Origin of the sequence: Umezawaea tangerina, from assembly GCF_003002815.1 — a bacterium.
In the GTDB taxonomy this organism is placed as follows: Bacteria; Actinomycetota; Actinomycetes; order Mycobacteriales; family Pseudonocardiaceae; genus Umezawaea; species Umezawaea tangerina.
The window spans coordinates 74,411-97,880 of sequence record NZ_PVTF01000026.1; the positions used below are offsets into that span (position 1 = coordinate 74,411).

A 23,470-nucleotide genomic window follows, 5' to 3' on the forward strand; every position below is an offset into this window, starting at 1 on the left:
GGTCTGCAACGCCTCGTCGCATGCTCGCGCGAAGTCCATCGAAGCGGGCTTCGTGCCGTTCTCGACGTTGGAGATGTGTCCGACGCTGAAGTGGCAGAGCCTGGCCAAGTCGGCCAGCGACAAGCCCGCACCGGTGCGCAGCACACGTACTTCGGTACCGACCGCGGAAGTCGTCGGAGCCTCGTCCTTATTCGTTATTCGGCTCAACCGAATACACCGCCCCCCTGTTCAAGGCCCCAGTCGATCCCGACACTCGAAGTTGAGATCAACCACTGTCCAATCTGCGGGTGCAAGAGGTTGAGCGTATGTCCAAGAAGACGCAGGCGACCGACGAGAAGACTCAATCATTCCCCGATCGGGTGATGTATTCGCCAATCGCCGGACGTGACTACTCGTCGCGTTCGCACATTGCAGGATGGAGGGAACGTGGTTGGAAGCATCGTGTGGGTGACCGTTGGCCTGCTGGCCGGCCCGGTGATCGCGTCCACCACATCACGAGCGGCTCATGGCGAACCGCTGTTCGCCGGACGCTGGTGGTTGCCGAAGGTCGGGGAGGGAGCGGCCGTGTCCACGGCGGTGACGACCACGACTCTGGCTTTGGTGGACTGCCGGTTCGACGGTGCGACAGTCGGGCCGGTGTGGTCCTGGTTCGCTGTCACCGGCATCCTGCTCACCCAGATCGACCTCGTCTGCCATCGCCTTCCCCGCTTCGTTGTGGGAGCGATGTTCGCAGGTGGACTTCTGCTGGCGGGGAACGACGCACTTCTGCGCGACGATCCGCGCACCCTGCTGGAGGCGCTGTCAGCCGCTGCGATCGTGTTCACCAGTGCTCTGCTGTTCGCACTCATCGTCGCGCCAAGGGTGGGCGCTGGGGACGTGTTGTTGGTGGGGACCACGAGCTTCTACTTGGGGCTGAACGGATGGTCCGCCGTCGCGCTCGGGTTGGTGCTCTCGCTCGTGTTGGCCGCTGCCGCGGCCGCGCTGCTGGTGCTGGTCCGCCGAGTCGGACCGGGCGATCCGATCGCTCTCGGCCCGGCGATCATCGGCGGCGCGCTTCTCGTGGCCGCCTTTCCCTGACCGCAATTCGGTAGGAGGTTGCGATGTGTCTCCCATTTCGTATCGATGATCGAGTGCTGAGGAATGACATGCACATCTTTCACCGCTTCGCGGTGTCTTTGGTGGTACTGCTGGTCGTTGCCGCCTGCACTCCGTCGAATTCGACTTCATCCGAATCATCGGGTACGTCGGGCGGTATGGACGCTTCACGGTCACAGGAGGCATCCACACCGGCACCCGATCCCGTCGACATCGCCGAGCAGAAGTCCACCGAGGCCTACCTGGGGATGTGGGACGCCTACGTCGATGCATCGGCCACCTCGGACTGGCAGTCGCCGCACCTGGCGCGGTTCGCCACCGGTACCGCGTTGTCGACGTTGACCCAAGGGCTGCACACCGCCTACGACAAAGGACTCATCGCACGAGGAGAACCTGTCCTGCGCCCGAGTGTGTCATCGGTCGAACCGGTGGGGAACCCGACGAAGGCGATCGTCTTCGACTGCGGCGACTCGACGAACTGGACGAGCCAACGGGCTGACAACGGCGCTCCCGCCGACGAACCGGGCGGACGTCGACGCATCAATGCCGTGGTGGAGAAGCAAGCCGACGGGTCGTGGATGGTCACCGACTTCGGAGTGCACGAGGTCGGATCATGCTGATCAAGACGGTTCTCGCCGTCGCACTGCTCCTGTGTTCGACTACCACTTCAGCGGTCGCGGAACCGTGGGGCAACGTCAACTGCGGACAACATCCGACTCCGGTGTGCGATCTGGCCGCGGGCACCGTTCCGACGAACGGCCAGCAGCCCGGTAGGCCCGCAGAACCGGTTGACTCGACTGGCGATGCTGCCGACGAGTACTCGGACTGCCGCTATAAACCGGTCGACCGCCCCAACCCGCCTGATCAACCCGAGGAGAGCGGAGGGTGGTTCATGGTGCTGTGCTCGCCCGATGGCAAAGACCCGCTGTCCCACGGTCCTGTGTGGATCGCCGAAGGCGGCACTCCACCCCCGCCTTCTCCGGAGCAAGTCGCACGAGTCGCGTACGAGAAGTTGCGCTTGCCCCAACTCGCGATCTTCTCAAGTCCCGTCGGTGACCAGTTGGTGAATCTGCCGACCTGGCTGTGGTTGGCCAGCGGGTGGGAAGCGGTGAACGCCACCGCCGCGGTCCCCGGCGTTTCGGCCACGGCCACGGCGACGCCGACGGCGGCGGCTTGGTCTCTCGGTGACGGCACCACGGTGACCTGCGCCGTCGCCGGTACCCCCTACAGCGCGAGCACGGACCCGGCAGCTCCTTCCCCGGACTGCGGCCACACCTACCGTCGATCCTCGGCAGATCAAGCGGGGCAAGCGTTTGCTGTGACTGCCACAGTCAGGTGGACGGTCACGTGGTCGGGCGCCGGTCAAAGCGGCACCTTTCCCGACCTGACGACCACGGGTACCGCGAGCTTCCGCGTCGCGGAGTCGCAGGCGCTCAATAACGGCGGCTGACCCGCCCGAAGCGCTCACCAACCGTATCCGCCCAAGCATCCATTTCATGGTCGCCGCCCACCGTCGGTGATGCGGCGTACTACTCCCATGCCTTCAGGAGGTATCGACGTGACCACGCACCTCACGACACGACCGCCCACTGGACGGCTTTCCGGCGCCGTCGACGGTCCGTGGAACGCGGGCGGGAAGAAACAGCGACCGCCGCGGTGGCGGGCGACAGGGCGACGGCGCAGCCTTCCGTACCTGTTGCTGGGCATCCTGTTGGTCCTCGCCTGCGTCGGCGGGTTCGTGGTGATCTCGCTGCACTCCGGCGACCGCGTGCCGGTCCTTGCCCTGGCCCGTGCCGTCCAGGTCGGTCACGTGGTGACCCTGCAAGACCTCCGCCAGGTCGCCGTCGCAGTGGATCAGGGCGTGGCCGTGGTGGACGCCGAGCAGACGTCCACTGTGGTCGGCAGGCCGATGGCGACGAGCTTGTCGGCCGGCACGCTGCTCACGCCGGATGCGGTTGGCAGCGCGGCGATCCCGCCAGGCGGGCAGGCGATCGCCGCTCTCGCGCTCAAGACCGGCCAGTTCCCGCCCGAGATCGGCGCCGGTGCACGCGTCTTCGTGGTGGCTGTGGCCGGCCCGACAAGCACCGCGACCAGCGCACCCGCCGACGGCGGGGGAGCGGTGTGGCCCGCGGTGGTCACCAGCGTGACCGCACCGGCCAGCGAACAGATCACCGTGGTGTCGGTGCAGCTGACCGAACCCGAGGCCCGCCAGGTCGCTGCGATTCCTGCCGGTCGGCTCTCGATCGTGCTGCTCCCCACGGCAGGAGGACGCTGATGCTCATCTCGTTGCTGTCGGTGAAGGGCTCGCCCGGCGTGACCACCTTCGCGGTGGCGTTGACGGCCCGCTGGCCCGCACCCGCTCGACCGCTACTGGTCGAAGCCGATCCGTCAGGCGGCGACCTCGCTCTGCGGTTCGGCCTCTCCACCACTCCCAACCTGGTGAGCCTGGCCGCCGCAGCTCGCCGAGGTGGTGACCCGGAGGTGATCTGGCTGCATACCCAGCAGTTGCCCGACGGTCTCGCGGTTATCACCGCTCCGCCCGACGCCAACCAAGCCTGCGCCGCCCTGTCCGCTCTCGCATCCGACAATGACGGCGGCGTCGGGATTCTGCGGGCGGCGGCGTACCAGCCCGGTGTGGTGGTGATCGCCGACTGCGGTCGCGTCGATCCAGACTCGCCAGCGCTACCGATCGTGTGTGCCTCGGACGCCCTCGTCCTGCTCACCCGTGCTCACGCCGACGACCTCGCACACCTGCCGCGCCGGATGCCCGCGATCGGCGCCTGGAGTGCGTATCCGGTGCTGCTGCTGGTTGGCGATGGCTACGCCGCGGCCGACGTCACCCGCGAACTCGGCGTGCCACCACTGGGCCGGGTGCCCGATGACCCCTACGGCGCCGCCGTCCTGGCCGGGCGACCGATCACACCGCGCCGCCGGCGCTACGACCCGACCCACTCGGCGCTGGGCAAGTACGCCCACACGATCGCCACCGCACTCGCCCTGCGCCAACCACCAACTCAGCCCCTCTCCGACCCACCGGTCGGCGGCCCGACAGCACCACATGCGTCTGTACCTCGACTGCCTTCTGCCAGCCAGCCCATTGCGGTCATGCCTTCTGGCTCTCACGTGATGTCGCGTCCCGGTTCGCGACCTAACGACCGCGGGGAAGGTGGACAAGCGTCATGACCTACCCGACAGACACCTTCGAGGTCACGGACACCGCGACTACCCGGCTGCACCGGTACCTGCGTGACCGGATGAACGCCGAACTACCGCAACGCGCGGCCGACCAGCAGGCCCGCACCGGAACGGCCGCCGGCCGCGAGGCACGTCATGAGCTGGTCCGCGAAATCCTCGACGAGGCGCTGCGGGCGCACACCGAGAACGAACTGGCCGCGGGCCGGCAACTGCTGCCCCGCGAGGTCGAGCAGCGGGTCGTGGGCGAGGTCGTCAACGAGATGTTCGGGATGGCCGGGCTCCAGCCGCTGCTGGACGACCCGACCGTGGAGACGGTCAACGCCAACCGGTTCGACCGGGTGTTCGTCCAGTACGACGATGGCCGCCGTGCCCAGGTCGCGCCGATCGCGGGCTCCAACGAGGAGCTGACCGATCTGGTCAGGCTGCTCGCCGCCCGCGCCAGCAGCCAGGAGCGCCGGTTCGACCAGGGCTCCCCGGCGGTCAACCTCCAGCTCCCCGGCGGGGAACGCTTGTTCGCCGTGATGGGGTTGACCGCCGAGGGCGTGACGGCGCTGTCGGTCCGCCGCCACGGCTACCTCACCGTCACCCTCCCGGAACTGCGCCGCCGCGGCACCCTGGACCCTGGCCTGGAGCAGTTCGTGCGCGCCCTGGTCAAAGCCCGCAAGAACGTGCTGATCACCGGCGGCACCGGCGCGGGCAAGACCACGATGCTGCGGGCGTTGGCCAGCGAGATGGACCCGCTGGAGCGCATCGTCACCATCGAGGACGCCTTCGAACTCGGACTGGACCACGACCCGGACATCCACGCCGACGTGACGGCCTTCCAGGCCCGCGAAGCCAACGTCGAAGGCGCCGGCGCGATCAGCCAGGCCGAACTCGTGCGGTGGGGCCTGCGGATGAGCCCGGACCGGGTGATCGTCGGGGAGATCCGCGGCCCCGAGGTCATCCCGATGTGCAACGCGATGTCGCAGGGCAACGACGGCTCGATGGCCACCCTGCACGCCAGCAGTTCACGCATCGCGTTCACCCGGCTCGCGTCCTACGCCGCCCAGGGGGCCGAGCGGTTGCCGTTGGAGGCGACGAACCTGTTGGTCGCCTCCGCTGTGCACTTCGTGGTGCACCTGGCCCGAGCCCAGGACCGCCGTACCCGTGTCGTGTCCTCGATCCGCGAGGTCGTGGGCGCCGACGGCCCGCAGGTGATCTCCAACGAGGTCTACCGTCCCGGCCCTGACCGCCGCGCCCGCCCCGTGGCCGGAGCACTGCGCGGCGACACCCTCGACGACCTAGTCGATGTCGGCCTCGACCCCGGCGTGCTGGAGAACCCCGAGGGCTGGTGGACGCCATGACCATCACCCCCGGCCCCACCACAGCCGCGGCCGCGCTGCTCGGCCTCGGCACCGGGCTTGGTCTGCTGCTGGTGGTGCTCGGCTGGCGAGGTACCGACCCGCGTCGTCCTAGCCGCACCACAACCCGCACCCCTGGGACGGCCGACCAGCACCTCAGCCTGCGCATCGCGCTCGCCGTGGCCGCCGCGGTACTGATCGGCCTGCTCACCGGCTGGGTCGTCGGCGCCGTCCTCGCCGGGCTCGCGGCTTGGGCTCTGCCCCGAGTGTTGGGCCGCGACCCCGAGCACACCCGCCGGGTCGCGAGGATCGAGGCCGTCGCCACTTGGACGGAGATGCTGCGCGACACCCTCTCGGCCGCCGCCGGACTCGAACAGGCCATCCTCGCCACCGCGCCGCTGGCGCCCACGGCGATCCGCGGCGAGGTCGGCGAACTTGCCACCGGGATCGAGAACGGCGACCGCCTGGCACCCGCCCTGCGCCGCCTCGGTGAACGCCTAGACGACCCGGTCGGCGACCTGGTCATCGCCGCCCTGCTCCTGGCCGCCGAACAGCAGACCCGCCAGCTCGCCGAGCTGCTCGGCTCGCTGGCCGACGCCGCCCGCGGACAGGCCTCGATGCGGATGCGCGTGGAAGCCGGACGCACCCGCACCCGCACCTCGGTACGCGTCATCGTCGGCACCACCCTGACCTTCGCCGGAGCGGTGGTGCTGCTCAACCGCGCCTACATGGCCACCTACGACAGCGCCACCGGGCAGATCGTGCTGCTGGGCATCGGGGCGCTGTTCGCGGCCGGGTTCGCGTGGCTGAGCCGCATCGCCCGCGTGACCCGACCCGACCGGTTCCTCTCCACCACCGCCGACCACGACCCGACGACCAGCCCGGCCCAGGTCGTCATGGCCGCGAGACAGGAGTGAACACCATGATCACTTGCATCGGCCTGGGAGTCGGGTCCGGCATCGGCCTGTGGGCCTTGGCGGTCTACCTGTTCCCGCCACGACCAGCACTCGGCGCCGTCCTGGCCCACGCCACCGCCTCGCCCGCTCCGACACCGATTCTCACCACCGACGACACCGGCTGGGCCGCACGGCTGGGCCGCCCCGCCGTCGCCCCACTACGGGCGCTCGGGCTCCCCGGCCCGCGCCTGACCAAGGACCTGGCAGTCATCGGCCGCTCGACCTCGACCCACCTGGCCGAGAAAGCCGCCCTCGCCGTTGCCGGGCTGTTGCTGCCCATCCTCCTGACCATGGTCCTCGCCGTGGCTGGACTCGGGCCAGGCTGGGAGTTCCCGATCATCGCCGGGCTCATCCTGGCCGCCGCCGGGTTCATGCTGCCGGACCTGCAAGCTCGTGCCGAAGCCGCGAAGTTGCGTGCCGGGTTCCGCCACGCCCTCTCGGCCTACCTGGACCTGGTGTGGATCACCCTGGCCGGGGGAGCCGGGGTCGACAGCGCCCTGGGCGACTCGGTGAACATCGGCCGCGGGTGGGCGTTCGAGCAGATCCGCCGAGCCCTGGACACGGCACGGCTGACCCGCACAACCCCGTGGGCCACTCTGCGCCAGCTCGGCGAAGAACTGGACGTCACCGAGTTGGCCGAGCTCGCCGCCTCAGTCAGCCTGGCCGGCACCGAAGGCGCCAAAGTCCGCGCTTCCCTGGCTGCCAAGGCCGGAGCGTTGCGCACCCACCAGATCACCGGTGCCGAAGGCGATGCCCAGGCCGCGACCGAACGCATGTCACTGCCGGTGATGGCTCTATTCATCGGATTCCTTGCCTTCATCGCCTACCCCGCGCTGACACAGGTCCTCAATGGACTTTGACACCCCACGCGGCCATCGACCGTACGTGAACGACAAGAGAGGACGAAATCATGCGCACACAAGTGGAGGCATTGTGGACGGTGGTACGAGCACGCTGGGAGGAACTGCGCCGCGAGCCGGAGGCCGGGTACTCGACCGAAACCGTCCTGGTGACCGCGCTGCTCGTCGTCGCGGCGCTCGCGGTGATCGCGATCGTCATCGCCAAGGTCACCGAGAAGGCCAACGGCATCACCATGTAACCCCGTCGGGGCACAAGCAAAGCACGAGCCCGGCAAAGCCTGGCCGCGGCTGGCGACGAGTCCGCCGAGCGCTGCACGGTGATCGTGGCTCGGTCAGCGCGGAACTGGTCATCGCGACACCACTGCTCCTGCTGATGGTGCTGGCCCTCGTGCAATTCGCATTATGGAGCCACGCCACCCACATCGCCCAAGCCGCCGCCTCACAAGGACTCGCCACCGCACGAGCCCAGAACGGGACTACCGCGGCCGGTACGTCCACCGCACAGCAGCTACTGGATCAGCTCGCGAGCGGTCCGCTCACCGGCTCCGTTGTCGCCTCGGAACGGACAGCGGACTCGGCGTCGGTACGGGTCAGCGGGACCGCGACGTCGGTGCTGCCGTTCCTGAGCCTGCCTGTACACGCCGAGGCCGCCGGTCCCGTCGAACGCTTCGTTCCCGACCTGGAAGGTGGGTGACCACGATGACCGCGCAGACGACCCGCACACCGGGCGCACCGCCGGAACGGCGGCATGGCCATACACGCCCCGACCGGCGGGGCTGGGCAGCGTGGTGGCGCGCCGACGACGGCTCGGTAGCCGCCGAAATCACCATCGCCGCCCCGTTCCTGGTCATGTTCCTGGTGTTCATCGGGGTGGTCGTCCACCGAGGGGTGGACGCGCGGATCCGCATCGACGACGCCGCCCACCAGGCCGCCCGCGCCGCCAGCGTCGAACGCGCCCCCGCCACCGCGTCCACCGCTGCCCAGTCCACCGCGGCGGACGCGTTGTCCTCGGCGGGAGTGATGTGCACGTCCCTGTCCGTGAGCACCGCGACCGGTGACCTGCGCCCCGGTGGCACGGTCAGCGTGACCGTGGCCTGCACTGTCGACTCCGGCGACGCCCTGGTCCTCGGCGTGCCCGGAAGCAAGACCCTGTCGGCCACCTCGATCGAGCCTGTGGATCTCTGGCGTTCGACCCCGAACACCTGGAGCCGGCCGTGAACAGGCGAGCCCGCCACACCCGGCGCAGCCGGTGGTCGACATGGTGGCGCACGCGCCTGCTCTGGTGGCGCGCCGACGACGGCCGGGCTACGGCGTTCGTCGTCGTGCTCACCGTCGGCATCCTGGCTTTGGCCGGGCTCACCCTCGACGGCGGCCTCACGCTAGCCGCAAAAGTGCGGGCCAACGGCCAGGCCGAGGCCGCTGCCCGCGCCGGAGCCCAGGCCATCGACCTCACCACCTACCGAGGCGACGGCACTCTCCGGCTCGTACCCGCCCAAGCGGCCGCCAACGCCCAGGCGCACTTGGCCGCCGAGGGCGCCACCGGCACGGTGACCATCTCCGGCGACACCGTCACGGTCACCGTGACCGCCTCGCAAACCACTCAACTGCTCGGACTGATCGGCATCGGCTCGCTCCAAGTGCACGGCCAAGGCAGCGCACACCCGCAGCGCGGGGTGACCGCGATCGACCCATGACAACACAGCAGTTCACCGCTCGCAGAAGGGAAAGCAGCATGGCAACGCCCGAGGAGATCCGCCAACGCGTTCAGGAGATCGACATTGCCCGCAGCGCCCGCAGGGCAGCTGCCGCGCAGCAGGTCGGAGAACTCGCGGGGCACCGGGCCTCGATCGTCGCCCAGCTCGCCGTGGTGGAGCGCGAGCTCGGCGAGGTGGTGGCCGATGCCCAGGACGTCATCGACGTTGACGAGTTGGCGGCGTTCACCGACCTCAAGCCATCCGACCTCACCGGATGGCTTGAAGGCCGCAAAGCCACCCGCGGCAGGCGAAAGAAGACCACGACAGCGTCCATGACCGAGGGGACACGCGCGGTTCCTCGGGACCGAGGACTCAGACCTCTGAGCGGATGCCCGACTCGCCTGGGGGTCTGGCCGCCGCCTGTGCAGGCGTCTCGGAGCGGCTTGTAGCCAAGGCGAGTTAACCGCACGCGCGCCTCCCATGCGGGATTCGCCAACGCCGCTGACCCGCCGCCGTCACGTGACGGCGGCGGTGAGCGAACAAGTCCAGTTCTGCTGAGGAAACGAGCACCTCATGGCCGCATCACCGAGCACCTCCCGCCGGAGACTACGAGCCCGAGGTCGAATGTGGCAGGGCACCGGGCAGGCGCTCGGATGGTTCGCGAGACTGGTGCGCGGACTCTTTGCTGCCGCGGTCCTGGTCGCGCTGCTGGCCGGACTGCCGTGGGCGTTGACGCACTTCCTTGGCTGGCCCCTGCCGGATCACCTGCCCACCTGGGCGGAGATCCAGGGCGTGCTGCTCGGCCCGATGACCACCGTGTTCCTGCTGGACTTCCTGGCCTGCCTGACCTGGCTCGTCTGGGCCTTCTTCACCCTCGACGTCGCCCGCTACGCGGTCGGGATCATCCGCGACGCGCGGATGCCGGAGCTGTTGGCGACCGGGCCGACGCGCCGGGTCGCGGCCGTGCTCGTCGGAGCGGTCCTGATCTCGATCCTCGGTCAACGAGCCGGCCTGTCCGCGACCTCGTCCGCCACTGGAGCTGCCATGAACGAGGTGGTGGCCACAGCTCCTCCACGGGGCACACCGTCCGACTGGACAGCATTGGCCGGAGCGCAGCAGACCACCCACGGCGTGCAGCACCGCCAAGAGGCGTCCACGCCTTCAGTCGAGCGGACCAGCCGCGCGAAGTCCGCCGTGGTGCTCCCGTACACCCCGGAGACCGGGGTGCACGACTCGCTGTGGCGGATGTCCGAACGCACCCTCGGCGACGGCCACCGCTGGCCGGAAATCTACGCGCTCAACCAAGGCAAACCCCAACCTGACGGCGGCAACTTCACCCGCCCTGGCGTGATCTTTCCCGGCGAGGAGATGGCTCTGCCCGAAGACGCAGCCATCGGCCCCGCGCCACCCGGTTCATCGCCCACTCCTACCGAGACCCCAGCAGCACCCACCACGACGAGCCCTGCGCCCTCTACGACGCAGCCTCCAGCTACTACCACGCAGGCGTCACCGGCAACCCGGACGTCGCCGAGCACGGATGCATCCGGCGAGCCGGGGTTCAGGTGGGGCGAGGAGCTGTTCGTCGGTCTCGGCGTTGCCGCGGCGGTCAGCGCCGCCTTCGCCGTAGCCCGCCGTCACCAGCGCCGCCGCTACCGGCCTGGCAGCGGCGACCGCAGCGACCTGCCCGTCGCCCCGGTGGTCTACCAACTGCGGCTGGCACACCTGCGCGCCGACCACGACGACAACAACGAGGTTGACGTCGACCGGCCGGGTGCGCGAACGCCACGCGCCTGGGGGCCGCCGATCGTGCTCGGCGCCCATGGCAACGGCATTGAGGACCAGGTGCCGGTCGGCGTGCGGGACGGTCGCGAGGTCGCCGCGGACCTGGCCGCTGTGCGGGGCTTGGGTCTGCTCGGCGCAGGTGCTCCCGATGCGGTCCGTGCGCTGGTTATCACCATCCTGAGCACGGCACCCACCACTACGGACAAAACGGCCGCGGTGATCGTGCCGGCCGAAGACCTCGTGGCGATGCTCGGCAGGCGCGCCGCCCATGCGCCGCTCCCAGCGGGGTTGCACGTGACGACTGACCTCGACGCCGCTTTGGACATGCTCGAGTCCGAGACCCTGGTGCGTGTCGGTCAAGCTCCGCCCGCCGATCGAGTGTGGGGGCCTGTCGTGCTGCTTGCCCGTGCTCCTGGTCGCCAGGTCAGGAGGGTGCAAGCGGTGCTGGACAACGGTTCGGCCGTGGGCGTGACCGGGCTGCTGCTGGGCCAGTGGAACGCGGGTGTGACCGCCTACGTCCGCGGTGACGGCACCATCTCCACCACCAGCCCCGGCCTCGGCGAGCCGTTGCGCGGCACGCGCGTTTTCCGGCTTGGCGACGACCACGCCGCCGACCTGTTGACCCTGCTGCGCCATGCCGACCCCGCAGGCATGGTCACAGGTCGTAGCACGACAGCGGACGATCACGAGTACACGTTCGCCGAGGCCGCAATCAACGGATCGGTTGCTGACACGGACTTGGAACTTCCGGCAGCCGAAGGCAACGACAACCGGCAAAGCGATGGCGAGTTGGAGATCCTTGGGTCCGCGCTTGTGAGGTCACCGGCATTTCGGCTGCGTCCTCTCCATCCTGTTCGCCCGCAAGCAGAACTGTCCGTCCAATCCGACGGCGAAAGCCACAGCCATGACCAGTCGATGCCATTGCGCATCAGCGTGCTGGGGCCACCAAGGGTGTGGTGGCGTCGCGCGACAGCTTTCCCTGGCGGCGAGGCCACCGAGCGCGAGATCACCTCGGCGTTCCAGCCGCGCCTGCGAGAACTGCTGGTGTTTCTGGCCTTGCACCCCGACGGCGCCAGCCGCGAGGCGCTCATCGCCGCCTTGTGGGCCACGAACCCGCCAGAGCGCACGACCAACGCGATGAACACCAGCCTCAGCCGCGTACGCCGCGCGGTGGCGCAGGCCACAGAGAACGCGTTGTCGGATGTCGTGCTGGTCGGTGAGGGCCGCTACCGCTTGAACCCCGGCCTGGTGGAGGTCGACTACCACCGTTTTGCCGCCGCCGTGGTCGCCCGCCGTGTCGCCACCACCGACGCCGACCGGACTGAGGCGTACCGGCGCGTCGTCGACAGCTACACCGGACCCTTGGCCGACGGGATGAGCACCGACTGGATCGAGACCGCCCGCGAAGCCATCCGCCGCGACGCCATCGACGCCATCGACGCCGTCGCAGCCCTCGCCCGCGCTCTGATCGGGCACGACCCGCAGCAAACCCTGGACTTGCTGGAGATCGCGCGGGCGTTCGACCCGCACAACGAGCTGATCTACCGCGACATCATGCGACTACAGGAACGTCTCGGGCAGTTCGACGCCATCACGCGCACCCTGACCCTGCTGACCACCCGACTGGCCGAAGTCGACGACCGACCCACACAGCAGGCCGTCGCCCTGGCTGACCGGCTACGCCGTCGTCACGACGCGCCCGGCGAGTCGGGACAGGAGTCCGCTTGAGCAGAAGCTCCGCCAGCGTCGATACCTCGACAACCGTTGGAGTCGGCGAGTGCAGGACTTCCGGCGGAAAGACTTGCCGCAACTCCGAAGCGAGGTGAAACCTTGTTAATGTGCGATTTCAGACGTCCGTATCAGAATGCTACCGTGCAGCATAGTGTGTTTGCCGCCAAATTCTCGTTGAGAGTGCGAGTTGACCGTGGAAAGAGTCTTTATCCGACGCGGTGGGCGTCTCGGAGTATCACCAGGATGGTGGGTGCCCGCTGGCCCTCGGAAAGGCTCTTCGGGTTACGGCTCACTCACTCGTCGCCACCTTCGGCAGAGCCTTCCCCGTGGCCGACACTGACGTGACCATGCCTGCGCGGTTCGTCTCCGGTGGGTATCGGTTCCAGTGGTTGGCCTGAAGATCGACTACGCACGAGGCCGCATCCGTTGGGGGTTCATGTGGGGGATCACCTTGGGGATCAGGTTGGGGATCCTATTAGAACGCCACCCCCTCTGGGCAGTGAAGATGCCGGTCGGAGGGCTGCAAGGGGATCCGCTGGTATCCCAGACTCGCTTGTCCACAAGCCGGTGAACACATCGGGGCGGGCTGGTGGCTGGCTGCTTGCCCTGTCGGGGCTGCTGTCGTGTTCTGCATTGTTCTTGCTTGTCCTGACCCTCTCTGTTGTTCTTTTGTATTTCAAGCTCCTTTTATCGGCCTATTCATATATCGCTTGCTTTCGGCTGCGGTCGCGATTTGCTTGGCCTTTCATGTCTCCTGACCTGCGGAAATGTTGACCTGTGGCAATTGCAATGCACGGCGTGCCGGTTGGTGATTACGGAAGCGATAGTGGGGTGAACATTCGAAAAGAGTCTTGAAATGAGCTGCCAAATCTATTGCATGACGTGCGGTGCAGAGTCATAATTGAATTGTAGTCAGGGGCTGCAAATCAAACCGAATGCCACACCCGGCGCGAGCCATGTCGAAAACGGGGAGCCCGTCATGTGTTATGTCGACACCGCGACGAATGACGACGGAACCGCCACCGACCCCGCCGAGTCCCCGTTCGCGTCCGCCTGACCACACCGCCCCGCACCCGAAAGGAACGCCCGCGATGATCACGCCCGCCACGCCCGCCTCAGCACCTGCCGCCCCACCGATCGCCCCGCCGGGTGCGTCGCCGTCCCGACTGCGCAATGGCGAACTGCGCGCGATGGTCGCCAAAGTCCTCGTCGACAACGCGGGCACCGACCTCACCCCGCGCACCATCGCCCACACCCTGAACCGTTCCTCCGGAGCGGTGGGCAACGCCTGCAAGGTGTTGGCCGATAGGGGACAGGCCCAGGCCGGGGCGACCACGCCGTTGACCTACAGGGCGACCGCGACCACGGCATCCGCCGCCGCACCCGCCACAGTTGCCGTGCCGGTGTTGGCACCCAGGTTGCGCCCGCTACGCCCTAGGACTCCCGCGCCGGCCCCGGCGGCCGCCCCGGCCCCATCCGGGACGGCCGGGACCACCACCGGCCTGGAGGCGGCGGTGACGGGTCCGGTGATGCGTCCCAACGGGACGGAGTACCACCCCCGGTTGTTGTCCGGGATGCCGGACGTGACCGCACTTCGGCGGTTGCGCGAGGCCGGGGTCGCCGCGCTGATGTACGGGCCACCCGGCACGGGCAAGACCAGCGTGATCGAGGCTGCGTTCCCGGACTGCCTCACGGTCCAGGGCGACGGGGACACCGTGGTCGTCGACTTCGTGGGCGACTACACCAAAACCCCGGACGGCGAGTTCGTGTTCGTGCACGGTCCGCTGGTCCGCGCCATGCGCGAGGGTGTGCCGCTGTTCATCGACGACGCCACCCTGATCCCGCCCACCGTGCTCGCCGTGGTCTACCCCGCGATGGACGGCCGCCGGCAGATCGTGATCAAGGCCAACGGCGGCGAGGTCGTCGACGCCGCGCCGGGGTTCTACGTGATCGCCGGACACAACCCCGGCGTACACGGCGCGGTGTTGTCCGATGCCTTGTCGTCCCGGTTCTCGGTGCAGGTCCAGGTGTCCAGCGACTACGAACTTGCCGACCAGTTGGGTGTGGACAAGAAGGCGGTGCGGGTGGCGCGCAACCTGGCGACCCGGCAGGAGAAGGGCGAGGTTGGGTGGGCACCGCAACTGCGGGAGTTGTTGGCGTTCAAGAAGATCGCCGCCGTGTTGGGTACCGAGGCCGCCGCCGGGAACCTCGTGGGCATCGCCCCGGAGGAGGACCGCGCCACCGTCGCCGCGGTGGTGCGCGACGCCTTCGGGCGCACCGTCGCCCCGCTCGCCCTCGGGGCCCGCATCACCACGACACCCTGACACCCCGCACCGACCCGCCCGCGACCGTCGTGAAAGGACCGCAACCGTGAGCACCCACTTCGCCACCGACCCGACCGCCACCGGTGCCGCCGTGTTCCCCGCCCGCCCGGAATGGCTGACCCTGTCCGCCGCCTTCGCCGACGAGGTCCCGATCATCGCCGACCGCGACGACCTCCTGGTCACCGTCGCCCCCGGCGCGGGCGGGGGTGCCCCGGCGTGTTTCTACCCCGCCCGCGCGCTGATCGAGGTCGACGGCGACCGCCTCGGCGTGGACCCCGCCACCGTGGACCCCGCGAACCTGTCCGACCGGACCCGTTACGCCCCGGCGTGGGGTGCCCTGACCCACGAGTGCGGGCACGCCAAACACACCGTGTGGGAACCGCCGGACGGCGCCCCGCCCGGCGTGGTCGCCGCCGCCATGCTGCTGGAAGAGCCGCGCATGGAAGCCGCGCAGGTCCGCCGCCGCCCGGATGACCGGCACTGGTTGCGGGCGTGCGTGAAGGGCATCGTCGCCGCCGACCTGCACCTGTTCGCCGACCCCGCCACCGCACCACGAATGACCCCCGCGCACGCCGCACACACCGCCGCCCTGCTGTTGGGACGGGCCGACGGGGGAGTGCTCACTCCCGCCGAGGTCGCCCCGGTCGCCCGTGTCGTCGAGGACGTGCTCGGGGCCGAGGTGTTGGGCAGGTTGCGGGCGGTGTGGCGTACGGCGTTGCGCACGGCCGACGACGACGGCGAGACCATGCTCGACCTCGGCCGGCAGTGGTGCGAGATCCTCGGCACCGACCCGAAAACCCCCGCCGACCCCGGCGCCGCACCTGACCCGTCCGGCACCCCCGACCCGTCCGGCACCCCCGGCACCGGCACCCCCAACGCCCCTGACCCGTCGCCGTTGGCCGACGCGATCGCCTCCGTGCTCAACGGGGTCGCGGCGACGGTGGCGCGCGAGAAGGCACCCGAAGACCCCGCCGCCGTCGCCGCCGCCGAGAAGGCGGACGAGGACGCCGCCGACCAGAAGGCGCAGAAGACGGCGCGGCGGGTGTTCGCCGCCGGTGGTCCCCGCCCCGTCCGCACCCGGATAGCGGGCACTCGCCCGCCCACATCGGAGGAGCGCATTGCCGCGCGGGTGTTGGCGCGGGCGTTGGACACCGCCGGAATCCGGGAACGGGTCGCGGTCAAGTCCACCTCGGAAGTTCCACCGGGACGGTTGCGGATGCGCGGGGTGCGTGCCGCCGAAGCCCAACGCGCCGCCGGGGCGGTGGTCACCGCCGAACCGTTCACCCGCACCACCCGCACCCCGGTCACCGTCCCGCCGTTGCGGGTCGGGGTGGCCTGCGACGTGTCCGGCTCAATGGGATGGGCACGCGCACACGTGGCCTCGGCGGCGTGGATCCTGGCCAACGCCGCCCGCCACACCACGGTGCCCGCGCAGACCGCGAGCGTGATCTTCGGCCACCACGTGCGCCCACTGACCCGCCCCGGCAAGCCACCGGCCGAGGTCACCGAGTTCTGCTCCAACGACAACTGGGAGGACATCCCAGTCGCGCTGGACGCCCTCGACGGCGCCCTCGGGCTCTCCCGCCCCGGCGCGGCACGGCTGGTGGTCATCGTGTCCGACGGCGACTTCCGCTACCAGCCCCGCACCGACGGGCAACGCACACTCGACCGGTTGCGCGCGTCCGGGTGCGCCGTGCTGTGGCTGACCACCAGCACACACGACAGCCCCCTCGCCGGGGCCACCGTGCATGTGCTGACCGACCCCGCCACCACCGCCCGCGCCATCGGACACGCCGCCACCGCCGCCCTGCGCGCCACCCGCTAGCCCGCCCGGTCCGGGGCGGTGCACCCGCCCCGGACCCCGCCGCCACCAACCGACCGCAACACCTGAGGTGATCACGATGACCGACACCCGACTCGCGACCGTAAGCGACCTGATCGCCGCCTTGCAGAACTGCAACCCCGACAGCCCGGTCCGCTGGATCTCCACCACCCTCGAATACACGACCTACACAGTCGACGAGGTGCGAGTCGCGACCGCACACGTCACACGTGACGACGAGACCCCCCCAGGGAAATCGTGTGGCTGTGCGAAGGCGACGAAACCGGCTACCTGCCCGGCAGCGTCAAGGACACCTGGGACTGGTGACCCAACCGCCCCGTCCGCAACCGATCCATGTCCAGGAGCACACGATGACCGACACCCCACTCGCGACCGTGGGCGATGTGATCGCCGCCCTGTCCGGCTACGACCCGACCACACCCCTACGGATCGCCGCCCAACCCGGCTACCCGATGGAACACCCTCTCGCGCGAGTGGTGTGCACGCCCGACGACGCCGAAGGCGACGGCACACCACCCACCGACCCGCCCGTGGTGTGGCTCGGCACCGGCGAACAGGTCGGCCACCTGCCTGCGATCGCCGCCGACGTCCTCGGGTGGTCGGCATGACCACGACCTCGACCGTGCCCGCCGAGTTGCCCTCGGTCGGCGAGGCCGCGGCGTGAGGTCGCCGCCGACAGGTCTCGCCGAGCTGCTCAACGCCGGAACTGGTCGAGTCGGGTGAGCAGGTCGTGTTCGACGGGCACACCGTCGGCGCGGGCGGAGCCTGCACCACGTACCGCACGACCTCGCCGTCAACGCGCTCGCCACCCACCTGTCCGGCTGCACCGTCAACGGCTGGCACCTGTGGCGACGCGCTCGCGACAACCGCCTCCTGGCCGACCTGCGCACCGAACTCGCGACCCGCTGAACCCTCACCGCCACAAGGAGAACCGTGATGACCATCGCCATGACCGAACGAGACGAGGCCGCCGGAGCCAGCTCGAACCGCTACCACTACACCCGCGTCGTCGAACTCGCCGGACGCACCGTCCGAGCCCGCGTTGAACGCGACTACTACGTCAACCAGAGCTGCGCGGTCGCCGAAGTACTCAACGACCAGATGCCTGGACGAGCCTCGCCGTCAACGCACCCGCCAACTGGTGGCACGACACCCCAGGCCCCAGCCTCACAGTCCACGCGACCACCGTTCTCGGACCTTTGACCGACACCCTCCTGCGCCGCGCCGCCAAGATCCTTGCCGCCCCGCCGACCACGCGCACCATCTTGCCGCACGTGCACGGAGCGATCAGCGCACTGCTCGCCACCAGCGCCGGCTTCAACGCCGAGGCACGCATCGATCCCGACGACATCGACCGGGCCTGCACCTGGGGCGGGGCACTGCACATCATCGAGCACCCCGACGACAGCCTCACCTTCACCAAAGCCCACCGCGAGGACTGCCCGTTCATCACCAGCCGAGGCGCACAGGACTGTTACTTCCCGCACCCCGCCAACGTCGAACGCACACCCGGCCGATGATCCCGACGACCGCCGACCTCTACGACGAAACCGGACGCCGGGCTCGCTGGCTCGGAGCCCTCCACGGCAACGCCGACCCCGAAACCCTGCGCGCCCTCGCCTCCGGCCGACTCCTGCTGGAAGCCACGGACCCGGCGACGTTCGCCGACGCCGTACTCGACCTGCTCGCCGTGTTCACCGAACGGGGCTTGGGACGAAGCCATCACCCCCGCGACGGCTGGCCGTGGTCGTGGCCGCACAGCTGCACCACGGACTGGGGCTACATCTTCGACCGTGGTCGAGCGTGGGTGATCACCGGCCGTATCTGGAGCTACGCGATGCCGCTCGTTGACCACCCGCCACGACAACAATCCGCTGCGACCGTGCACACCGAAACCAAACCCGACTAGGACCGGAATCGAAAGGCGCGACAACACATGCCCGACCCAACAGACCTCACCGCACCTCGGCCACGCTGCCCAGACTGCGAGGTCGCCATCAGCCAACCGCACATCGAAGGCTGCGACGTGGCCAGGTGCCTGCCGCACTGGGCTGCAACGGCTGAGCTGCGAGCGCAACCACAACTGCGGCAAGGACACCTGGTTCGGCCGCTGGCCCGGCGAGACCCGACTGTGAACGCCTCGGCTGGATGATCGGCCCCGGCCTACCCGACCTCAACCGGCTCATCACCGAGGCCATCTGGAACCCCACCAACCAACAGTGGGACGACCACTCCTAACTACCCCGAACCACCAGCCCGGCAACGGGCTAGGCGCGACCAAGCCCCACCCACCAGCGACCCCGACGGGTCGCTGGCCGGCCTTCACGCTCAAGGCAGAACAACACCGCCGCACCGACTTCGACCCACCCACGACCTACGGGTCGTAGCCCTTCCTGGGTGCAGGCCCGAAGCCCCGTTCAACTTTGGGGCTTTCTCTCCTTCCGGGGGCTCGCCGGCCGAGCCTTCGCTTTCCCCTCTTTGAGCCCTTCCACGCCTGCAAGAAAGTCCCGTTAACCACGCAGTGAAGCCGAAGGCATTCAGGGATGAACACTCGTGCTCTGGATCGAACACTCACACGGTGCCCCCCCGAGGGGCTCCATACTCCAGTGCGGCACGACCGTGGGGACTGTGCGATGGTTGGAACCTGGGCCAACCCCGTGATCCTGCCGGGGTGTTGCCGAACAATCGCCCCGCGCTTGACGTGCCGTCTGCTACGTCGGCCGTCGCTGACTATGAAGCGCGCCAACCCCCGCCCCACCTCACGACGGTCGCCACAGGACCGGAGAAGTCACCGCCTGAAGGGAAATTGCAGCCCTTCCGCTGTTGGGGAACACATAACTTCTGCGAAATCATCAGCAGGATTGAATGAACCCTGGGCGCCTTCGTGCCTCCAACGATGAACGTTGGAGGCACGAAGGCGATACGACCGTTCGGAACCGGGACGGGCTACTCCGTTGACGAAACAGCCGTCGCGGCGAGGGAGTACTTTTTCGGCTTGTCACTCTTGCGCACGGCATAGCCGCTCTCCACCAACTTCTCCAGCGCGTTGTGTACCGCGCCAGAGGATCGGTTCAGTGCCTTGCCGATCGCGTTCGGGCTGAAGTCGCCTGAGTTGTCCCGCAAGTAGTCCTCGACCATGCCGCGCAACGCCCCCGGTGCCAACCGCTGAGACTTCTCGGGCTGGTCGGTCGGCTGGTCGTCCGTGGGCTGGTCGTCGGGCTCGGGCTGGTCGATCGGCTGGTCGTCCGTGGGCTGGTCGTCCGTGACGATGGACCAGCGGTCAGCGGGACGGGAACCGCCGTCGGCGATCCCAGCGGTGCGTGCGACGAGGCCGTCCTTCTCCCACCGGGTGAGGATCTTGGGTGCCGTGGACTTACCGATCCCGGCGGTGGCGGACAGAGCGGTGGCGGTGCTGCCAGGGTGGTTTCGGAGTGCCTGCCACAGCTTCTCCTCGGTCTCCGTGCGCGGCTTCGCCGGGTCGGTCGCCGGGGTGGGAACGGCTTGCAGGGTGCGGTTGGTGGACATGACTACCTCGCAGTGCTGGCGTGGGTTTGTGGGGTCATGCCCCGGCCGGAGCGGGTGCGGCCCCCGGTGCGCATCCGGTGGGTGGTTCGGGCCGCACAACTATGGACGCTTCCTTCGGCGCATGAAGTCAAGCGGTACATCAAAAACCACTTGTCTCGTGTGGACGTTCGCCGGTTCGCGTGGCGTCGTTAGTGCAAACCGGTCCAGTTCGTGGCCATACCGTGCACGGGCATTGACACCTCCACACACACGAAGCGTCCATACACGTCGACCCGACCACAAACCATTGGAACAAAGGGGGTTGACGAATGCGCAACCGAAAGGAGCGCGGCCGGCCCACTCGCAGGCCGGGCCGAGCCCGCGGTGCCCGCAGCTCGGACCGGCACCTCGCGCGCATCAGCGATGCCGCGGAACGCCGAGGCGCGTCGTGATCGCCGCAACAGCGCGGGACGTGCCCGAGATCCGCGCACGCATGACCGACTGGGCGCGTGACCCCGAGCTGGACGGCGCGGGTAACTGGTTCCGCTTCTTCCTCGGACCCAGCCCTGACGGTGTCACCGAATCACGGGTGTTCGACCGTGTCGACGACGTGGGAGCCACCATCGCCGGAACGCTCGCGATCCAGCTTCCGGCGGCGAAGTTGTTCTACGTCTCCGCCGACATGACCGACCTCGCCCGCCACGCCGCCGACCCGCTGACCGACTGCCGGCTGCACCCCGAAGACCTGCCCGCGCAGATCGGGGTCATGGTCTACGAGCACCCGCCTGTCGAGGGAACAGCCGCCGGACGCCACAACGACGTCACCGTCGTCTCGTGGGGACCGGGGCGAGGCGGTCTGTGGGTACACACCTGGGCGACCACATCCGCATCACAGCAGGGACTCGTCCGCATCGGACGCGCACTCGCGCAGCTACCCCATGACGAGATGTTGGCGCGGGCAAGGTCGGCCGCCGCCCGGAATCTTCCCGAACCGACGCCGGACAACAAACCTTCCGACAGCGAAGAGATCGCCGACCAAACCGCCGACCACGTTCTCGCGACATTCCTGTCGAACCTTGAACGCGCCCAGGTGCCGCCGTCGTTCACCCCACCGCACGGCTATGAGTGGTGCGCCCTCACACCGATGGAGTTCGCCGAGATGGAGGGCTGGCCGGGCGGGGTGTCGGAAGGCAAGTCCTCTGGCGACACCGACGCCAGGATCGCCTTGCAGCGCACCATCCTCGCGACATGGTTGTTGATGGGCCAGACCCTGGTGCGGTCGGAACCGATGACCGCGCCCCGTGCCGCCCGGCGTCGGATCGAACGCCTCGACCCGGTTCTCGACCCCACCGTGCGCTACATCGACCTGCGGCGTGCCCGGACCGAGCCCTCCGACCGCCCCGACGACGACGTCGAGAAGGGCATGCGCGAGTACCGGCACCGGTGGATCGTGCGCTGGCACTGGCGCAACCAGGACTACCCCAGCCGCAGCGACCACCGCCCGATCTGGATCGACCCGCACTTCGCCGGTCCGGAGGACAAGCCGTTGCTCGGCGGCGAGCGCGTGAACGTCCTGCGCCGATGACACCCCGCCCGTCGCCGTCGCCCGCCGACCCGACATTGCCATGACCGCCGAATTCGACGCCGTCCCACCCCCACCAGCCCGCTGCTGCCGCGCCCAACACCGACCTGCTACCCGACGACACCGCACCGCATCCCGAGCCGCCACGCCCCGACGAGGAGACGGTGTTGTTGCTGCGGGAGTGGTTGCCCGCCGACGTGACGCTGCTCGTGCCGTCGTTGGGGCCGACGCCGATGCGCGTGCCGGACAACGCCTGGGCGATGCTCGTGCTCGCCGTAGACATCCTGGACGACATCGATCCCGACACCGCCGGACAGGTGGCCTTGCTCGCCGGTACCTGGCTGGCAGACCAGCCACCCGCCGATCTTCACGACGGCGACCTCGTCGTCCGCCCCCTCTCACCCGAGCGGGACCCCGCCGTGCCGGGCCACGAGCACCTCGCCGACGTGGAGATGCTGTTGGGCCTACCGGGGCCGGTGGATGCCCCTCGGCCTCTGGGCCGGTGTGGACGAACGGTGGCCGTGGACCCTCGCGCCCACAATCGCCGCAGCGGTGCGCCTCTACATCGACGCCGCCGAGACGCTCAGCCGAGATGTAGTACTGGGATCTCGTCCACGCCGATGCTGCTCATCCGCACGCCCAGGGTTCGCGGCGCGTGCTCGACCTCGCGGCGGAGTTGCCTGATCGGCATGGTGTGTTCCACAAGCCGCGATCGGGTGATCCATACAAGCCGCCGAACTGCGGTTTTGGATACGGAGAGGGAAACTGTCGGCTAGACTCAAACCCATGCGATGCACAGCGCCCGTACGGGGCCACACCGGTGGCGGTGGCGCAAACTGCCCTGTTCATGGAGGCCGATCTCGGTCGTCCTATTCCCGGTCCTCCTACACCTCGTCGACCCCGCGCGCTTCGAGCGGTGGCGGGTCCAGCGGTGGAGGTGGCGGCGGCCGATCGACTCGTCCGCGGTGGTCGCCGACCAATTCCTCCGTCACCTACAGCGCTGACGAGGTCGCGGCGCTGGATCGCTACCGTCGGCAGGTCGAAGCGGTCGGTCCGCGCGCCAAGTCCTACGACCTGTTCCTCTGCCACGCCTGGGACGACCGGCGGGAGACCGCGACCGAGCTGCACGGCCTGCTCGAAGCGCAGGACGTGTCGGTCTGGTTCAGCGAGAAGGACATCGTCCTCGGCACGCCGTTCATGCGGGAGATCGACAAGGGTCTGGCCAAGACGCGCATCGGCCTCGCCCTCATCACGCCCGCCTTCCTCAAGCGCATCGAAGGCGGTGGCGTGTCCGAGAAGGAGCTCTCCGAGCTGCTGGCTCGCGACCAGCTGATCCCCGTCGCGCACGGGGTGACCTACGACGAAATCCGGGCGGTCAGCCCGCTCCTCGGCTCCCGCAACGGCTTCAGCACTGAGGACGACTCGCTGGAAGTCGTCGCCAAGAAGATCGCCGAACTTGTCGCCGTCTAGTAGGGCTTCGTTAGGTCGAGTGCTGGGGTGTGTCGGTGATGTGATCTTCTGTGGTGGTGAGGCCGGAGGAGATGGCGTTGGTTCGCCCGGT

General features: G+C 69.0%; 24 protein-coding genes and 1 pseudogene. 23 read left to right on the plus strand and 2 right to left on the minus strand.

Annotated elements, in window-relative coordinates; all coding sequences use genetic code 11:
- Positions 1-207, minus strand: a pseudogene (locus CLV43_RS50570) (helix-turn-helix domain-containing protein); the annotation flags it as partial.
- A gap of 240 nt (positions 208-447) precedes the next feature.
- On the opposite strand from CLV43_RS50570, the gene CLV43_RS46455 reads away from it, so the two are divergent.
- From CLV43_RS46455 to CLV43_RS46550, 20 genes are all read left to right on the plus strand, one after another.
- Positions 448-1,077 (plus strand): A24 family peptidase, encoded by a 630-nt coding sequence (locus tag CLV43_RS46455; RefSeq protein WP_146175169.1) that lies wholly within the window; start codon positions 448-450, stop codon positions 1,075-1,077.
- Positions 1,078-1,145: 68 nt separating this feature from the next.
- Positions 1,146-1,715, plus strand: a complete 570-nt coding sequence (locus tag CLV43_RS46460; RefSeq protein WP_245887540.1) for a hypothetical protein — start codon at positions 1,146-1,148, stop codon at positions 1,713-1,715.
- The gene (locus tag CLV43_RS46465) at positions 1,709-2,545 is read left to right on the plus strand and encodes a hypothetical protein (RefSeq protein ID WP_106196967.1); all 837 of its coding nucleotides are present in this window, start codon (positions 1,709-1,711) and stop codon (positions 2,543-2,545) included. Before CLV43_RS46460 ends, CLV43_RS46465 begins: the two co-directional genes overlap by 7 nt.
- A 288-nt stretch (positions 2,546-2,833) precedes the next feature.
- A complete protein-coding gene (locus CLV43_RS46470; protein WP_245887541.1) occupies positions 2,834-3,370 on the plus strand; it encodes a hypothetical protein in 537 nt (178 codons plus the stop codon).
- The gene (locus CLV43_RS46475; protein WP_106196969.1) at positions 3,370-4,278 is read left to right on the plus strand and encodes a CpaE/TadZ family protein; all 909 of its coding nucleotides are present in this window, start codon (positions 3,370-3,372) and stop codon (positions 4,276-4,278) included. Before CLV43_RS46470 ends, CLV43_RS46475 begins: the two co-directional genes overlap by 1 nt.
- Entirely contained in the window at positions 4,275-5,636 is a 1,362-nt protein-coding gene (locus tag CLV43_RS46480; protein ID WP_106196970.1) for a TadA family conjugal transfer-associated ATPase, read from the plus strand. Before CLV43_RS46475 ends, CLV43_RS46480 begins: the two co-directional genes overlap by 4 nt.
- On the plus strand, positions 5,624-6,550 hold the full coding sequence (locus CLV43_RS46485) for a type II secretion system F family protein (RefSeq protein ID WP_106196971.1): 927 nt from the start codon (positions 5,624-5,626) through the stop codon (positions 6,548-6,550). The genes CLV43_RS46480 and CLV43_RS46485 overlap by 13 nt, the downstream gene beginning before the upstream one ends.
- Positions 6,551-6,555: 5 nt before the next feature.
- The gene (locus tag CLV43_RS46490; protein WP_106196997.1) at positions 6,556-7,449 is read left to right on the plus strand and encodes a type II secretion system F family protein; all 894 of its coding nucleotides are present in this window, start codon (positions 6,556-6,558) and stop codon (positions 7,447-7,449) included.
- Positions 7,450-7,499: 50 nt separating this feature from the next.
- Positions 7,500-7,688, plus strand: coding sequence for a hypothetical protein (locus CLV43_RS46495; protein WP_106196972.1), 189 nt, complete (start codon positions 7,500-7,502; stop codon positions 7,686-7,688).
- Positions 7,689-7,759: 71 nt separating this feature from the next.
- Positions 7,760-8,143, plus strand: coding sequence for a TadE/TadG family type IV pilus assembly protein (locus tag CLV43_RS46500; protein ID WP_106196998.1), 384 nt, complete (start codon positions 7,760-7,762; stop codon positions 8,141-8,143).
- A gap of 5 nt (positions 8,144-8,148) precedes the next feature.
- Positions 8,149-8,667 (plus strand): TadE/TadG family type IV pilus assembly protein, encoded by a 519-nt coding sequence (locus CLV43_RS46505; protein WP_245887542.1) that lies wholly within the window; start codon positions 8,149-8,151, stop codon positions 8,665-8,667.
- A 56-nt stretch (positions 8,668-8,723) separates the two neighbouring features.
- A complete protein-coding gene (locus CLV43_RS46510; RefSeq protein WP_106197000.1) occupies positions 8,724-9,143 on the plus strand; it encodes a hypothetical protein in 420 nt (139 codons plus the stop codon).
- A gap of 38 nt (positions 9,144-9,181) precedes the next feature.
- On the plus strand, positions 9,182-9,592 hold the full coding sequence (locus CLV43_RS46515; protein WP_146175170.1) for a hypothetical protein: 411 nt from the start codon (positions 9,182-9,184) through the stop codon (positions 9,590-9,592).
- Between the two features lie 175 nt (positions 9,593-9,767).
- Complete coding sequence (locus tag CLV43_RS46520; protein WP_106196974.1) at positions 9,768-12,653, plus strand: AfsR/SARP family transcriptional regulator; 2,886 nt, start codon at positions 9,768-9,770, stop codon at positions 12,651-12,653.
- 1,094 nt (positions 12,654-13,747) lie between these two features.
- Positions 13,748-14,980 (plus strand): AAA family ATPase, encoded by a 1,233-nt coding sequence (locus tag CLV43_RS46530; RefSeq protein WP_106196976.1) that lies wholly within the window; start codon positions 13,748-13,750, stop codon positions 14,978-14,980.
- A 46-nt stretch (positions 14,981-15,026) separates the two neighbouring features.
- On the plus strand, positions 15,027-16,805 hold the full coding sequence (locus CLV43_RS46535) for a vWA domain-containing protein (protein ID WP_106196977.1): 1,779 nt from the start codon (positions 15,027-15,029) through the stop codon (positions 16,803-16,805).
- A gap of 368 nt (positions 16,806-17,173) precedes the next feature.
- Positions 17,174-17,431: a hypothetical protein gene (locus tag CLV43_RS46540; protein WP_106196978.1), complete on the plus strand. Its 258-nt coding sequence runs from the start codon at positions 17,174-17,176 to the stop codon at positions 17,429-17,431.
- A gap of 328 nt (positions 17,432-17,759) precedes the next feature.
- Positions 17,760-18,026, plus strand: coding sequence for a hypothetical protein (locus tag CLV43_RS49915; RefSeq protein ID WP_245887544.1), 267 nt, complete (start codon positions 17,760-17,762; stop codon positions 18,024-18,026).
- Complete coding sequence (locus CLV43_RS49920) at positions 18,023-18,343, plus strand: hypothetical protein (protein ID WP_245887545.1); 321 nt, start codon at positions 18,023-18,025, stop codon at positions 18,341-18,343. Before CLV43_RS49915 ends, CLV43_RS49920 begins: the two co-directional genes overlap by 4 nt.
- The gene (locus CLV43_RS46550) at positions 18,340-18,732 is read left to right on the plus strand and encodes a hypothetical protein (RefSeq protein ID WP_211304892.1); all 393 of its coding nucleotides are present in this window, start codon (positions 18,340-18,342) and stop codon (positions 18,730-18,732) included. Before CLV43_RS49920 ends, CLV43_RS46550 begins: the two co-directional genes overlap by 4 nt.
- Before the next feature lie 1,037 nt (positions 18,733-19,769).
- Here CLV43_RS46550 and CLV43_RS46560 read toward each other — a convergent pair.
- Positions 19,770-20,348 carry a MarR family transcriptional regulator gene (locus CLV43_RS46560; RefSeq protein ID WP_106196979.1) on the minus strand — a complete coding sequence of 193 codons (579 nt, stop codon included), beginning with the start codon at positions 20,346-20,348 and terminating at the stop codon, positions 19,770-19,772.
- Positions 20,349-20,775: 427 nt separating this feature from the next.
- Here CLV43_RS46560 and CLV43_RS46565 point away from each other — a divergent pair, with 427 nt between their 5' ends.
- The 3 genes from CLV43_RS46565 to CLV43_RS46575 all read left to right on the plus strand — a co-directional run bounded on the left by CLV43_RS46565 (position 20,776) and on the right by CLV43_RS46575 (position 23,379).
- Positions 20,776-21,912 (plus strand): hypothetical protein, encoded by a 1,137-nt coding sequence (locus CLV43_RS46565; RefSeq protein WP_245887546.1) that lies wholly within the window; start codon positions 20,776-20,778, stop codon positions 21,910-21,912.
- A gap of 164 nt (positions 21,913-22,076) precedes the next feature.
- Positions 22,077-22,685: a hypothetical protein gene (locus tag CLV43_RS46570; RefSeq protein ID WP_146175172.1), complete on the plus strand. Its 609-nt coding sequence runs from the start codon at positions 22,077-22,079 to the stop codon at positions 22,683-22,685.
- Between the two features lie 10 nt (positions 22,686-22,695).
- Positions 22,696-23,379, plus strand: coding sequence for a toll/interleukin-1 receptor domain-containing protein (locus CLV43_RS46575; RefSeq protein WP_106196982.1), 684 nt, complete (start codon positions 22,696-22,698; stop codon positions 23,377-23,379).
- Positions 23,380-23,470 lie beyond the last annotated feature (91 nt).